Below are 13,771 nucleotides of genomic sequence, written 5' to 3'. Positions count from 1 at the left end.
TATAAGTAATTCATATTAACGTGTAAACTGATCCCACCTACCAACTAATAAGGAGATTCGCTGTCTCTATGTCGAATTTAGTTGTTAGGGTGTTCGTACTTTTGGGAAGTACAAAAAAAGGAGCCTCGCGGCTCCTTTTCTCGTTAATAGCATAATCCATCAAAAGCGATCTTCTCCATTCGAGCGATCTCCTTTTCTCGCTTCGCCTTTTCTTTCTTCGTTGTATAGCTTCTACTTTCTTCCGGGCTCATTTTCTTAACCCGCTCGAACTCTGCTCGAGATTCAGCCGATAAACTACGGGTAAACCCGCTCGCGTATTCAATCATTTAAACCACCTTACAAGGATCACGTTTGGTAATATCGTCCTCGAGTGCAAAGTCACCCGACCAAAGGGTTTCGACGACGCCGTTATTTTTTTTACAAAATTGAATGTCATAACGCCCGGTTATAGGGAAATCCTTATCCGCAACGTTTGGAGCGTCTGCTATGTCATTAGTTTTTGACGCTGTCATTTCAAAGTGCATAAACCGACCGAGTGAGTCGATCTTTAAATAATCTGTTAGTGGAAACCAAAGGCCAACGTCGACAAAGACGTCGGCGTCGATTTGGTATTCTCTTAAATCTTTATGATGGAACCGCCCGGATTCAATCCCGGCTATAATCTCCTCCTCGGTCGTGCCCGGCGGAACCTCCTCCTCGATAAATATGTATTTACGGGAAACCCACGTATCCCCACGATAAGCGTTATATTGTTGAGTAATCGACGGCATTCTCGCCCCCTGTTAATTTTTTATAAGCCTCATTAATGCTGGATTTCATAAACGAGAGCGAAAAGCCCGTTTCTTTGAATCCGCATTTACAATTAAATGAAAAATTCCCAGCGTCTCCCGACGTCTCTCCACTTATTTCGCCATGATCAAAGCAACCGGGGCAAATAGCCCGGAAGTCATTCGCGGGTTTAGCTGGCCCACCCTTGTCAATATGCGCAACCACGCTTTCAAACATCGATCCATATTGCGGAGCTTGTACCGAAATATTAGAGTCGACATCCTTTTCCTCACCCCATTGCATCCAATCAACCGCCGGGATCTTAGCGAAAAGCTCAACGCGAGGAGCATCACCGAATAACTCGACCAATAAGTCGCGGAACTGTGGCGGCTGTTTTGCTCCACCCATAACCGGGAAGTACTGAACACACGAAATTTCGCCATTGATGATAGGCGGGAGACGACCTCCTTTCGGCTTCGCTAAAAACATAATCTCCGCATTGCTTCGGGTATAGTGGCCCATTCCTATAAACGGCTTACTCGGATCGTTTGTAGCTGGATATGTTTTCACCCACGTAAAAATCGTGTCGACATACTCAAACCCCCACGCGTCGATCAATTTAAATGCTTCCTCCATCTGTGGAAACGTAGTCCATAGGCATAACGCGCAACCGCTAGGGTCTATCTCTGCCGAAACTGTAAGCAGTGACAATTCAGTAAGTGACATCGGCTCGTAATATTTAACGATTCCGCCTTTATTAGCGCATTTATCACTGTATTTCCACGGAGGAGAGGCGAGAATTAATTTATACTTTTTCATTTTCGTATCTCTCTGTTTTTATTTATCTATTCCGCGCATAAAATCGCTAAGACCATCGGAACCAACGTCCGGGATCACTTCGACACCACCTCGAGAGCTCGGGGTCATACCAAATTCACGAGATAACGTTAAGAATCGTTTATGTGCGTCGGATCTTTGCCCGACTGCCGGGTTTGCCTTGAGAATGCGATCGCCTGTTGTCGACGTCGTCTCGTAGGTGTACCCATCCCGATCCACCAATTTATCGAGGACGCCAATCTCGACCCAAACCGAGGCAAGCATAGACAAGCCTTTAACGTCGGAACCTGCCACTATTCCAAGTGGGCGGAGTGTCTCGGTTAATTCCTTAAACGCTTTTTTCTCTTTAGCGTTTAAATGCTTCGGAACGTCCGGGACGATAATCTCCGGGCGGGGCTCGCCTTTCTTTATTCGCTCCGGATGATTCTTATGTGAACCATGCAAGTATTTAACGTTTGTCGGCTTCCGTGGATTACCCATTTAACCCCCTTTCTACTGTTCAAAAAATAACCTCGTTAAAAAGGTTAGGGATCTGGCGGCGCGTAAATATCACTTTGCAGCGGTACTTTAGGGTTTTGGTCTAGGGATTAAAGGGAGGGGGTACACCTCTCGAAATGCCTATTAATCCTCTCTATGCGAGCCTCTCGATAGACTTCTCTATTTGTTCAGCTAACGACGCGCCTTTTATGGCAACGCCGCTTAGAATCAATTATAGAGAGCTTACTCTCAACCTCATAAAACCAGTGTTGATATAAACGCGAACTCTCACTCACCACCCACGCGCCCGGAGCCGGGTCCAACCTTTCCCGCTTACCCATCACCTCGCAAGGCGTTACGTCCATCAATCAACATTTGTTTAATCTCGTGTCTGTCCTGCCCTAATGTCCCGGTGTTAACTGCGAGAATGTATTGACCCACTATCCGGTTATAGAGAGCGCGCTCCGATACGTTAGGGAATCGCTCAACGTTACGAATAACAAACGACAATCGACGGACCGCGAATCGGTCTAGGTGTATGTAGTCTGTCAATATGGCGACCATGTTCTCGAATACCTCGGGCTCTGTTACTGGTTCAAACATTGCCATAATCACCCCCCAATAAAATCCCCATCGTTACGTTAAACGGGTAATGCTTCGTTAATTGACTAAATCCCGGGTTATACCCGAACCGATCGGACCATATCGCCGCGAATGCTTCGACATGCTGAGTCTTAATCCAATTCTTTTCGACATAGTGAGCGACGTGATCCGCGAGTCCTGTTTGAGTGCTGATAATCTCCGACCATAAATAACCGTCGATTCGTTGGCGTCCGTCGATTTTCACTTCGATAACCCCGACCGATTCCTCGTCGTCAATAATCACCCACGGGTAACAACCATCGAGAGAAGGTAAGCCCGGGACAATGTCCTCCGGTGGTTCCGCTGCTAATTCCTCGAGCTCTTTCCCGGTGTAAACCTTAAATGCTTCGTTTAACTCTTGTTTATCGTTCATTTTTTAATCAATTCCTGTCTGTTATACGTAGTTATCTTTTAGATAAACAATGTTTCCCGTTATTTTTCATACACTTATGCAATTATACGAGTTATACGGGTATAGAGTTAGTTTTACGCAATCAAGTATTTAACGATTCTTTGTTATTCAATGAGTTAACTATATATAGAGAGAGTAACCTTTAATTTTCCTATGAATATGTATAACTCGTATAACTGTATAACTTAATGATTAATATAATGTTTATTGAGTAACTCACCGTATAACACCGTATAACTGCTAACCTAAACCCCGGAAACGCGCCCAAATCCCCGACCTGTCGTCGACGGATTCCACTTAATCAGCCCACGGTCAAACATAGCTCGGATAAGAAACTCACCTAAACCAACCGACGACCATTCTCCGCGATTGAATGGCGTTTTTAACATTTCGTTTTGAGCCTCGAACGTTGGCTTTTTCTTCTCCCATCGTTTCGCTATGAGGCGGACGTCCTTCGGTCTTAACACTGACTGCAAAACTTTTGATACCGGGCTAAACCCGCTCGACTTTTTTAACTCTGCGTTAATACGTCGAGCGATTAGATCATTTTCTTCTAGTGGGTCGACCTTCCCGTCGCCCTCGTAAATCTCTGAGACCATTAACTCGGCGGCGATTACCTCGGACCCATTTTTTAAATAGCTGTGAGCCCACTCGACCGCACTCGCCTCAATAACCCCCGTATCGAGAGATAACAAACTCGCTATTTTCTCGACGTTCTCAAACATTCGCCCGTTAACCGCTTTCATAATTGGAACGTCGTCGATAATTTTGTCGTAGTGAGAAATTACCTCTCGGATTGCCTTCTCGCCGTCGTGAGAATAGCGGAGCGGTGGGAGGTCGTTTAACTTGATGCTCGTCGCTTTCTGTAAAATATCGGTGTTAGGTTCGCGAACAACAATCGACGAACAAAGCTCCGGGGTTTTCTTCGGGCTAAACGCGAAAACAATTCGGCCTACTTGCCCCGACTTCATGCTCGAATCGTTAACAATGGTCGAGGCGTTATCGTGCTGAGTACAACCAAGAAACGAAAGCGTTACACCTTCACACCCGTTTTTAATCCAGTCGATACCCTCTAGCGCGTTAGAGTGTTCGATTTCAGCGTCTAGCCTCTCTCTCTCGTCTGACGCGTCGAGACCCTTTTTCGCTTTCGCTGATAGCTTCGCAAGTTTTGTTATCGCCTCGTCGCGGTCGTCGTCCGAAAGGTCTATCGAGTCCGAGGTCGATAAGATTAAAAGCTGGCGACCTATCTCCGACTGATAAGCCTCCGCCTTTGCTGCTCCTATGGTAGAAAATAACGTCTGACATTCGTCGTAAACGTAAATTAAACGCCCTTTGTTTTTGACTGCCGTCCGTAGCATTTCCATACCTGAACGGATCCGCCCGTGAACCGACGAGCCGCCGAAAGCGTGTTTTAATACGGCTTTTGAGTATCCGAGCGGGTGTCCTTTCCCCGCTGCGGTATCTGCGACCATAACGACGATCATCGACGGATTGAGACCTCGAGGCGTCCGCAACCAACCCGCGACCAAAGTCCCGACCGTCGATAGAGCCGCGCCCATTGATAGCATAGGCTGACGTCGCGGAGCCCCGGCGAGCATATCGAGGACCATTCGACGGACTATTCCGTCCGGCATGGTTTTTAATAGTTCGGTCTCTGTCATGGTCGATCCCTATCGGTTAAGAAATCTAACTAAGCCGCTTGCGCTTGTATTTTTCGCCTTTACTCGATCTTGAGCCGCGTCACGCTGCTTTATTCCTTCGACAATTCGTCTCAACATGCCGGAAACACTTTGCGCGCGATTTAAAAGATAACCGCTCGCCGTATGGCTTTCTTTTCGGTCTAAAAGCTCGTCGCGCTTTTTACTGTTCGCTGCTGATTCTGCCGCCGCTTCGATAATCGGAGTAATTTCCTTGATTAGCTTTTCGCTCTCGCTAGGTGGCTTAGACCATAACGATCCCGGCTTGCTGTCACTCGCGATCTTTTCTAGCTCGCTAACTCGAGTCGCCATTAATTCGATTTTCGACGGAGATAAAACCGGATAACTTTTTTCAATGTTATAAAGCTCGGCGTTTCTCTCTACCTCGAAATCTCGCTCAGACATCCAATCGCCGACGATTAATTTTCCTTTTCTCCAGTTTACCGGAGCTGGAAAACGTCGAACTGATCGAGATTGAGCCTCCCCGCAACGTTCGCATGAACGACGGTCCGCGAGCTCTCTATCTCGTAATTTCCCCGAGTCCGTTTCTTTCCATTGGTGATCTAACGCGCTACACATTGCCGCTTTGATTTTCATTTCGTTACCTGTAATTCTGTTATTTAATTCGTTGGATCATGCTTTTCTGTCGTTTGAACTCGTCGAGCCAACCCGCGAGGACTTTTTTCTCCTCGCCATTTAATTCACTGATAGCCGTCTCGAGCATTTCGACAACCGCGTCGAGTTTCTTCGGTAAATTTTCAGTATTGCCCACCATGATCTCGGCGACTTTCGGCTTAAACTTTTTCTCTAGTCGATATTCGATTTCGTCCACTTGATACCGTCAAAACGTCGCCGGGGAAGCGAACTCACCCGGCTAAACGGTTATTTACTTGGTTGTTTTAGACTTGCGAGGAGCGCGCTTTTTCGCTGCTGGTTTTTCTTCTACGGTTAATTCCTGGATCTGTTCATCCGTGATAATTTCCGCATCGTCCGCAATGACTTGAGCTACTGGCTCGACTGAGTAAGCTGCTTTTGTAATTGGCAGACCGACGCCCGCATCTTTAACCGGGAAATAAGCATCGCCCATCGTAATCGCTGCGATCTTCGTCTGGTCGTTTTCGGCTAAGATTTCAGTTAGTCGAACAATGCTAACGTAAGGAATTTTTCGGAAAGATAGGAAAGATAAATCGGCGAATAAAACCGGGACGATAGTTTCGCCTGTACCCGGAACCGCGTCGGTGTCCGGCATAGATTCGTCAATGTGGACGAGTGTTCCGTCGATAAATGTTTCCGATCCTCGACGCTCAACCCATTTTTTAAGGTCTGATTCCGTCGTAACGCCGTCGATAATTGATTTCAACGTGTCGGAGTTCATCACGAAACGAGACTCGTCTCGGCTGCGATATGCTTTCTTTGTCGCGTATTTAAGGCCGATAACCTTTTCCAAGGTAACGCCCGTTTTCGCGACTGCGGTCGACTGAGTTACGCTCGCGCGCAATATCGCCGATAGATCCTCGTTAATGGCGTCGCTAACACGACCACGCATAACCGAATCTAGGTACTCGTTAAATAATGGCGAATCTGAAATTAGCTCATTAGATACGATATAAAATCCGGACGTGTATTTCGCTGCCTCTGTCTTAACATCATCGAAAGTGATTTGATCAGCATCTGGAATCGCACCATCTCGAGCCACTTTCACGCCTTTCTTCTCGCGTCCATTGGTATCAATCGGCGTATGGTAATCACCTGAGCCCATATCGTCGTTAATGATGTTAATCAAACCCGAACCCAATAAACCGCCATGAGAGAATAATTTCGATACGATTCGATCGTTTAGCTTACTAGGTAGCGGGTAGCCTGCAGACGCAAGCGGGAGACGACCATCATAAGTTCGGAGAGACGGACGATTTCCGCCTGATAACCAAGATCGGAACTCTGAATCGTATTTAACCGGGTATTTATACATAAAGCCTCTTTTGTGATTTAGGTCTAACTCTCCGCTCGACCTGTGATAGCTAACTCCCAAAAAAGCTACCTAATCCCGATTTTTTCGGCATACTTTCCTTACTCGCCTGTGATTATCATCTCGAAACTTTAAAATCTGTGACATTAGACGCCCGGAAATACTTACAGTAAAAACGTTACGCGGTGTAACTTCCCGGCATAGGCACGAAAAAGCCCGGGACTTATGCCCGGGCTCGTTATATTCGGTGATTCACTTCTCGACGCTGATAACTTCCGCCGACTTACTCTCACAATCAACAATATTTACACTAATCATCGGTTCACCAATACCAAAAGATAATCTGATTGCCCCGCTAATTGAATATAATTTGTGTTTTCACAGCTCAAGTCACTTGCTGTCTGGGGTAAATCCTACCCATAAAAACAAAGCCGACAACCCATCCCGGGACCGTTAGAGATTTTGACCATAAGCCATATAATAAATATGGTCTTTGCATGTTCTTTCTGAGTTAAGAAATATTCTTAACGATACAATATTAAAAATATTACCACGGCTATTTTTAATTATTGAAACTGCAACTTTATAGCAAATAATCACATGCGAATCTTTACCAAGTAGATAAGCGCCATTCATATAAATAACATTTAAATTATACAATAAATTTCTTAATTCATTATCGGTAATATTTTCTGTATTCTCTAAATAATCGAGCGTTTCCCTTATCTCTTTTCTCAATCGTCTTGCATTCATTAAATGGATTAATGCCTCTATTCTCTGTTTATTTGAAACTTTAAAAGTATAAATATCATAATCCTTAAAAATAATTAAAATATGAATTACCACACCGCATTAAAGAATCTTTTGTATATTCATTGGCTGGATTGCCTATTCTTGATGTTTTAATATTAGTTATTGGATTGCAGCTATTCCCGATTAATTTAATTTTTACTTTTGGATGAATGTAAAAAGCAACAATAGCCGCCATGTTACAAACATACGGCTCGAGCCCGTTAGCCTTTCCCCACCACTCTATGGTGTGTTTTAGCCCATAGCTAGAAGTCGCTGTTTTAGAAAAGGTACGGTAAACGCCACAAAAATAAACGGCTTGTTCTGTCCATTCAAACGCTGTTTGAACCTGCCTTAAAATCTCTTTGTCGTTCTTGTCATCAAGAGGAGACGATTTTGTCGCTCTTGCTGACTTAGTTAGCCCGTTATTGTTAGCGTCTGGAAAATCTCGAGCGATACACTCGAGAGCATTGTTCATTATTTCCATTGTTATAATAGATTGTTTCATCACTCAACCCTTAACCTCCCTTTCGTGTCCACCTCGCCGACTTCCGGAAAGTTCATCCGTCTAGCTGTCTTATCGAGTTCTAGCTCTACCAACAAGCCCCGGACCCACTCGTCTCGAACTCGTGCTAAATGCTCGGCGTTTTCGAGGGTAATCTCGCGAGGCTGCCCCATTGGTGGGTTATATGAAACTTTATTAATTGTAATAGGGCAGATTGTAATCTTTGCTTTTGTGACATTTCTCAAGATAACGCCTAAATATAAATCGGATATTTCTTTCGCCTTTCTATATTTAGATCCGTATAGCTCGGGGATTACTAAAGCGCATTCTCTCTTAATCACTCCCCCTCTCTCCTTGCTTTTTTCTCTGGTAACTATTGAACACTCTAAACAAATCCGACTTATTCTATACCTTTCTGATAAATGCCCATGCTTACAAGGGACCCCGGTATAATATCTTTTTAACCCTTTTACGACTGCCTCCTCCCACGTTACGATCTCCATTATTTAAGACCCTCCGGGACAACCATCAAAGTAGGAACTCTAATCGTCGTATTTTTTTTAATTACCGCGTGGTAGGTGGCAAACAAAACCTTAAAATTAAACGTCTTTCCTTTGTTCGTGTTGTCATATTTTGCGCGCTGTCTTAAAAGATAATCTGCGGCATTTGCGAAAGCTGGCGATCGCTCTGCTGCTGGCTTCGCTAGTCCATTGAAAAAATAATGTCCATCTTCACACGTCGACGTAATCAACCAATGAAAAGCCGCGAGGACTGCCGGGATACCATAGTCTTTATTTTTCTTAGACCACGCGACGGAATCCATTAACCCCGACATAGATTCGGTGTATTCAAAATCGACGTTTACCTCGCCCGGCTTGCTTGTAAATGAAAAGTCGTTTTTGTTTTTGCTGTCGAGAAAGTTTCGGATTAACTTCGCCGTCGATACTGCCCTCGTTGCGTCTGCCGTGGAAATCTCACCGCCCGAGCTCATATTTAAAAGCTGTCCGGCTTTTCGACTGTTACCAATATCGACGGTAGAAAACGCCTTTTTCGGTAGGCCCGTTACAATGACGTATTGAACCGGGACGCCGGACTCAACTATCGCCATTAATCTATGCTGACCGTCAACGATAACGCCGTCGACGTCGATCTTTATCGTGTCGCCATTAATCACCCACTCACCCGCTTTAATCTGTCGGACATAGCTTTTTACATAGCGTAGGGAGGGAGTTCGGTTCCGCTTGTTCGCTTTTAAAAGGTTATGCGCCATTTCTGGCGTAACGATACAAACCTCGGCTTTTACGTTCTTATCTTCATACTTAAATAACATTTTGTTTCTCGATCTTTATAAAGTAGACAACCGCTGCATTCAACGAACAACCGCTGCATTCAACGAACAACCGCTGCACGAATCCTACCCATAAAATCAAAGCCAACAACCCAACCCGGGGCCGTTTGATCAGTCCTTGATCGGTCAATAAAAACAAAAAAATAGGCAATATGACGGCATACGTCTAAAAACCCCGGAAATATGACGACATACGTATAAGAATCCGGATTTAATAAAAACCCGGCTGAGTGAATATTGATCGGTTAATCAGATCAAACTTTCGCCAAACCATAGCGGACGATTAACTCGTTTAACGCCTGTAGACCATTAACGATAAATTCGACCTTATCGTTTTCGCCCATAAACTCGATAACGTAAACCTCAAAAGGCAAGTCTCGCGGGTCTACCGGGTAAATAGAAACAAGGTCCGCGCGTCCTTTCTCTGTCTGGTAAAGAGGAGCGGCGGAACCGTCCCATTCATCATAGATCTTATTCATTAGCTCGAGACCCTCGCCCTCCGTTGGTCGGTAAACCTCGCCGTTACCGTCAATAAAACCGCGCTGGTCATTACTGTTTACTTTGATAATCATTTAATGCTCTCTACTTTTGCGTAAACAAACTTTTTATTTTTTAAACTCTTTGATAGTTTTTTAGCCATTGAGATCCGTCCGCAAATCGAGCATCCACTACCACTTAAATGAGAGCTTGGAGCTTGAAAAAACGGACCATGCTCCAAACAAATAATTTCGATTTTTTCTATTGAATTTTTATATTCAACCCTAGAATAATCGTACTTATCACCATGTTTAATTCTAAAATCAGCGATAACAGCATCTAACGTTTTTTTCAGTGCAGGCATTAGTTAATCTCTCTTTCGATTCGTTCTTTAAATTCGATTTTGTATTCGTCTGGTAGGTTCAAAAACTGCTTAAACAGTCGATTACTCATAACCTCGCCGTCGATTTCAATCCCCGCCAACTCTAGGACCCGGGACTCTATCCTCTCCGCTGGCTCTCGTAGCTCCTCGGCGGTTAATATGGTGTAACCCTCCGTTACGTCGTCGCTCGTCTGTCTGTGGTTTAGAAGGCGTTTTAACTGGTATTTCCCAAGGGAGAGAGACTCGGCAACCGTCGCAAATGTCCGTCGCAAGTCGTGATAACCGAACTCGATCCCGGCGAGGTCGTTAATTTTCTTTGTGACCTTTTTCGGCTCGCTGATAGGCTTCTTTGTTTTTGGGTTTTGAAAAACGTATTTTGCCCCGTTACGGCGTCGCAACCATAGCCCGGATAAAATCTCCTTTAGCTTGGGCGGTATTGGTAACTCGAGAGGATCCCCGTTCTTTGTCTCTCCGATAACAAAGTAATCACTATCAAGGTTTATCGAACTCCACTCGAGCCCGAGGACCTCCGATTTACGGAGCCCGGTTAATACAACGACGAGAAGGGAATCGGCTATCGCTGCCGGGATTGATTCTCCGCTGGATATTGCGTCGCGCCTGAATTGCTCAACCGTAACCCAAAATTTAGCGAGGTCGTGTCGTCGAATATGCGTCGATTTTCTTCCGACGTTGTTCCATTGTCTCCGGTGCTTCAAAATTACGACCGGGTTATCCGGGAAAAGCTGTCCGCCGTTTTCGTCCCTGTATTCATACCGGGCAAACTCAAACAACGCCCGGAGAACTCTCGCCGTATAATCTGCGTCTGCTTTGGTTCGCTTGCTTATGCTGGCGTGAGCTTCTGCGATTCGCTGCTCTGTTAGATCTGCGAGCGGACGGTCCAGCCACTCGGGGAGATTCCGTTTAACCTTGCTCTCGTACCCTTTCGACGTGGTCGGCTTTAAGTCTCTGGCCTTTAGATAATCAGACAAAACTTTGTCTAATGTAACCGTCGCGAGCCTGTGCCGAATCTTCTCGACGTTTGGGTCGATACCCCGGGCAACCTCAACCAAGTGCGCGCGAGCGATTTCTCGGGCTTCTGATATGGTTAACGGACCCCATTCGCCGATCGTTATCGTCTTGTTTTGCTTATTGATGAATTTACGCAAACGGAACACTTTCGATCCGCTCTGCATCATTTCAACAAAAAGCCCCCGGACCTCGGTATCGAGTACCCGGTAACGTGTCGATTTCACCTCTAGCGTTTTAATATTTCGCTGAGTCAGTTTTATTTTTTCAGCCATGATCAGGTTTTCACTTTGCCAACTACGTAACGAATCCGTGGCAATTCACCCGTAAATTACGGAAATTCACACACAATTCAAAATGTTTAGGATTCTAGACATAAAATCCTAATTACTGACAAAAACCCGTCTTTTCAAGGTGTTAAGTCGCGATCATGTTCCTAACTTAGAGAATTAAGTCAATAGAGAGAAAATCTCATAATCGCTTGGTCGTCTGTTCAAGTCAGACAGGGGCCACCAAATTCTGAAAAGGCTTATAGAGAAATCTATAAGCCTTTTCTGCTTCTGGCCTTTCCATCTACCCCGCAGAAATCTATCAGCAAGTTTCCACCAATCAACACTTCTACCTGCAATCCAATAGTACATATCACAAGCCATACTCTTTCATGTATCCACACAACTAACCAACGCCATACCACTCTCTAGCCCATTCGTAACTGGCAAAAAAACAATGAGCAGTTACTAACAAAAACAAAGAAATAGAGCTGTTTATATATGAATTATGCATGGTAGTTTACGTTATGTTCAAATAATCAATGTTATTGTTTGATTAGATGCTTATGATGCGAGAAACTTGTGCTTGCTTCGCTGTATAACTTCACACGCATAAAAAACAGGCTTTCTTTAGGTGGAAATATAAGTATGTCAAACTCCAATATTTTAGTTGAATCTGGAACTAATGAACTAGAAATTGCCGAATTTCAAATCATTAAAGAATTGCCCGATGGCGGAACGAAAGTAAACAGCTATGGCATTAATGTAGCTAAAGTGCGGGAAGTCATTCGTTATCCCGAAATAACGGATTACCCGAAAGGCAACAAGCATATAGTCGGGGTTTTTAAATCAAGAGATAAGGTTACCCCTCTAATCCATTTAGCTAAATGGTTAGGGTTATCCGAAAAACAACCATCGTCCAACCAATTTGTTATCGTCACCGACTTTAATGGCGTGACAAACGGCTTTTTAATTGACTCCATTAGCCGTATTCACCGAGTTTCATGGTCTGATTTAGAAGCGGCTAACGAGATATCTTTAGCAGGAGAAGATAATTGCATTGTGGCGTCAGTTAATTTAGATGACCGATTAGTGTTTATTCTAGATTTTGAACTGATTATTGCAGAGATGAATTCAGATATTAATATGAGTCAATATAACCTCAGTACAGACAACAATGTTGACTTATCACCAGAGAAAAAAAGAAGAAGAGCACAACATACAATCCTAATCGCGGATGACTCTAAGTTTATATTGGAGCAATTAAGTAATGTTGTGTCTGAGTCTGGTTATCTGATTGAAACAGCTACCGATGGTGAGCAGGCGCTTAAATCTTATGAATCGAATAAACAAAATATTAGCGTTATTGTCTCAGATGTAGAGATGCCAAAAGTAGATGGCTTATATTTATGCAAAACTATAACAAGCCAGCCAAATCATCCACCAGTGTTAATTTTCTCGTCGACGATGACAAAAGAAAATAAACTGAAGGCATTCGAAGTTGGTGCTACAGAAACGTTAACCAAGCCTGAAATTCATAGATTGATTCCATTGCTTGATGAGCTACTGTTCCCTAACGGATAAGCCTTACATCGACACTACGCGATTTTTCGATTAAAGCCAATAAAGGTACGTTTATTGGCTTCTGTCTACACCCATAGTATCGCCAATTAAATCAAAGACATATTAACCACATCCATTGCCTGATGCCCTACAAGACCAAGTCAACTCCAACCTTATAACTTCGTATCATGATAAAACAATAAACCAACAAGCGTGGAATAACGACCCACAATGTGAACTATTGATTCGTTACCGCCGACACCGTCAACGCGTCGTAACAGATAAAACGGCATTTCCTTACATCAGACTACTCATTAAAATGTAACAATGTTTCGCCCCTCTGATACCTTAGCAACAATTTCAATGACAAAAAATCACTGCGCTAACGAAATCAGGCTGGTTGTTTGTAAAAAACATCGAAAAACCACTCAACAATTGACGAATGACAAAACTTTATTCCTGATAACATACATAATTGTCCTACATTGCTTTGAATATCCGCACAAAAAACATGACAGCTATCACAAGGTGATAACGGATAGGAAATCTGCTATACTTGCTGCTTGTTTATCACTTGATTTTATGAATACAAGGTCAATTAGTGAGAGCAATA

17 protein-coding genes are annotated in these 13,771 nt (G+C 44.0%); 1 reads left to right on the top strand and 16 read right to left on the bottom strand.

The features are described 5' to 3' along the window. Positions 1-143: 143 nt before the first annotated feature. From C9J47_RS22375 to C9J47_RS22295, 16 genes are all read right to left on the bottom strand, one after another. Positions 144-326 carry a hypothetical protein gene (locus C9J47_RS22375; protein ID WP_107255486.1) on the bottom strand — a complete coding sequence of 61 codons (183 nt, stop codon included), beginning with the start codon at positions 324-326 and terminating at the stop codon, positions 144-146. Beyond that, complete coding sequence (locus C9J47_RS22370; protein ID WP_107255485.1) at positions 327-770, bottom strand: hypothetical protein; 444 nt, start codon at positions 768-770, stop codon at positions 327-329. It abuts the gene before it with no gap. Beyond that, a complete protein-coding gene (locus tag C9J47_RS22365; protein WP_107255484.1) occupies positions 745-1,587 on the bottom strand; it encodes an MT-A70 family methyltransferase in 843 nt (280 codons plus the stop codon). Before C9J47_RS22365 ends, C9J47_RS22370 begins: the two co-directional genes overlap by 26 nt. 18 nt (positions 1,588-1,605) lie before the next feature. Next, entirely contained in the window at positions 1,606-2,085 is a 480-nt protein-coding gene (locus tag C9J47_RS22360) for a phage terminase small subunit P27 family (protein ID WP_107255483.1), read from the bottom strand. Between the two features lie 330 nt (positions 2,086-2,415). Further along, positions 2,416-2,646 (bottom strand): hypothetical protein, encoded by a 231-nt coding sequence (locus C9J47_RS22355; RefSeq protein WP_146150857.1) that lies wholly within the window; start codon positions 2,644-2,646, stop codon positions 2,416-2,418. A 31-nt stretch (positions 2,647-2,677) separates the two neighbouring features. Further along, positions 2,678-3,097: a hypothetical protein gene (locus tag C9J47_RS22350; RefSeq protein WP_107255481.1), complete on the bottom strand. Its 420-nt coding sequence runs from the start codon at positions 3,095-3,097 to the stop codon at positions 2,678-2,680. Positions 3,098-3,381: 284 nt separating this feature from the next. Then, positions 3,382-4,797, bottom strand: coding sequence for a hypothetical protein (locus C9J47_RS22345; RefSeq protein WP_107255480.1), 1,416 nt, complete (start codon positions 4,795-4,797; stop codon positions 3,382-3,384). A gap of 9 nt (positions 4,798-4,806) precedes the next feature. Further along, positions 4,807-5,430, bottom strand: a complete 624-nt coding sequence (locus C9J47_RS22340) for a hypothetical protein (protein WP_107255479.1) — start codon at positions 5,428-5,430, stop codon at positions 4,807-4,809. A gap of 19 nt (positions 5,431-5,449) precedes the next feature. Further along, positions 5,450-5,665: a hypothetical protein gene (locus C9J47_RS22335; protein ID WP_107255478.1), complete on the bottom strand. Its 216-nt coding sequence runs from the start codon at positions 5,663-5,665 to the stop codon at positions 5,450-5,452. Positions 5,666-5,719: 54 nt separating this feature from the next. Beyond that, a complete protein-coding gene (locus tag C9J47_RS22330; protein WP_107255477.1) occupies positions 5,720-6,802 on the bottom strand; it encodes a phage major capsid protein in 1,083 nt (360 codons plus the stop codon). A gap of 450 nt (positions 6,803-7,252) precedes the next feature. Continuing rightward, positions 7,253-7,552, bottom strand: a complete 300-nt coding sequence (locus C9J47_RS22325; protein WP_146150856.1) for a hypothetical protein — start codon at positions 7,550-7,552, stop codon at positions 7,253-7,255. Positions 7,553-7,616: 64 nt separating this feature from the next. Further along, positions 7,617-8,096 carry a hypothetical protein gene (locus C9J47_RS22320; RefSeq protein WP_107255475.1) on the bottom strand — a complete coding sequence of 160 codons (480 nt, stop codon included), beginning with the start codon at positions 8,094-8,096 and terminating at the stop codon, positions 7,617-7,619. 499 nt (positions 8,097-8,595) lie between these two features. Continuing rightward, positions 8,596-9,423 carry a ParB N-terminal domain-containing protein gene (locus C9J47_RS22310; protein WP_107255473.1) on the bottom strand — a complete coding sequence of 276 codons (828 nt, stop codon included), beginning with the start codon at positions 9,421-9,423 and terminating at the stop codon, positions 8,596-8,598. Between the two features lie 272 nt (positions 9,424-9,695). Then, entirely contained in the window at positions 9,696-10,013 is a 318-nt protein-coding gene (locus C9J47_RS22305) for a hypothetical protein (RefSeq protein ID WP_107255472.1), read from the bottom strand. Beyond that, positions 10,010-10,282 (bottom strand): hypothetical protein, encoded by a 273-nt coding sequence (locus tag C9J47_RS22300; RefSeq protein WP_107255471.1) that lies wholly within the window; start codon positions 10,280-10,282, stop codon positions 10,010-10,012. Before C9J47_RS22300 ends, C9J47_RS22305 begins: the two co-directional genes overlap by 4 nt. Then, the gene (locus C9J47_RS22295) at positions 10,282-11,601 is read right to left on the bottom strand and encodes a tyrosine-type recombinase/integrase (RefSeq protein WP_107255470.1); all 1,320 of its coding nucleotides are present in this window, start codon (positions 11,599-11,601) and stop codon (positions 10,282-10,284) included. The genes C9J47_RS22300 and C9J47_RS22295 overlap by 1 nt, the downstream gene beginning before the upstream one ends. A gap of 642 nt (positions 11,602-12,243) precedes the next feature. On the opposite strand from C9J47_RS22295, the gene C9J47_RS22285 reads away from it, so the two are divergent. Then, on the top strand, positions 12,244-13,179 hold the full coding sequence (locus C9J47_RS22285) for a chemotaxis protein CheV (protein WP_107255468.1): 936 nt from the start codon (positions 12,244-12,246) through the stop codon (positions 13,177-13,179). Positions 13,180-13,771 lie beyond the last annotated feature (592 nt).

It is taken from the genome of Photobacterium indicum, assembly GCF_003026215.1.
GTDB classification, from domain to species: domain Bacteria; phylum Pseudomonadota; class Gammaproteobacteria; order Enterobacterales; family Vibrionaceae; genus Photobacterium; species Photobacterium indicum.
This window is presented reverse-complemented; position numbering and strand designations above follow the sequence as displayed.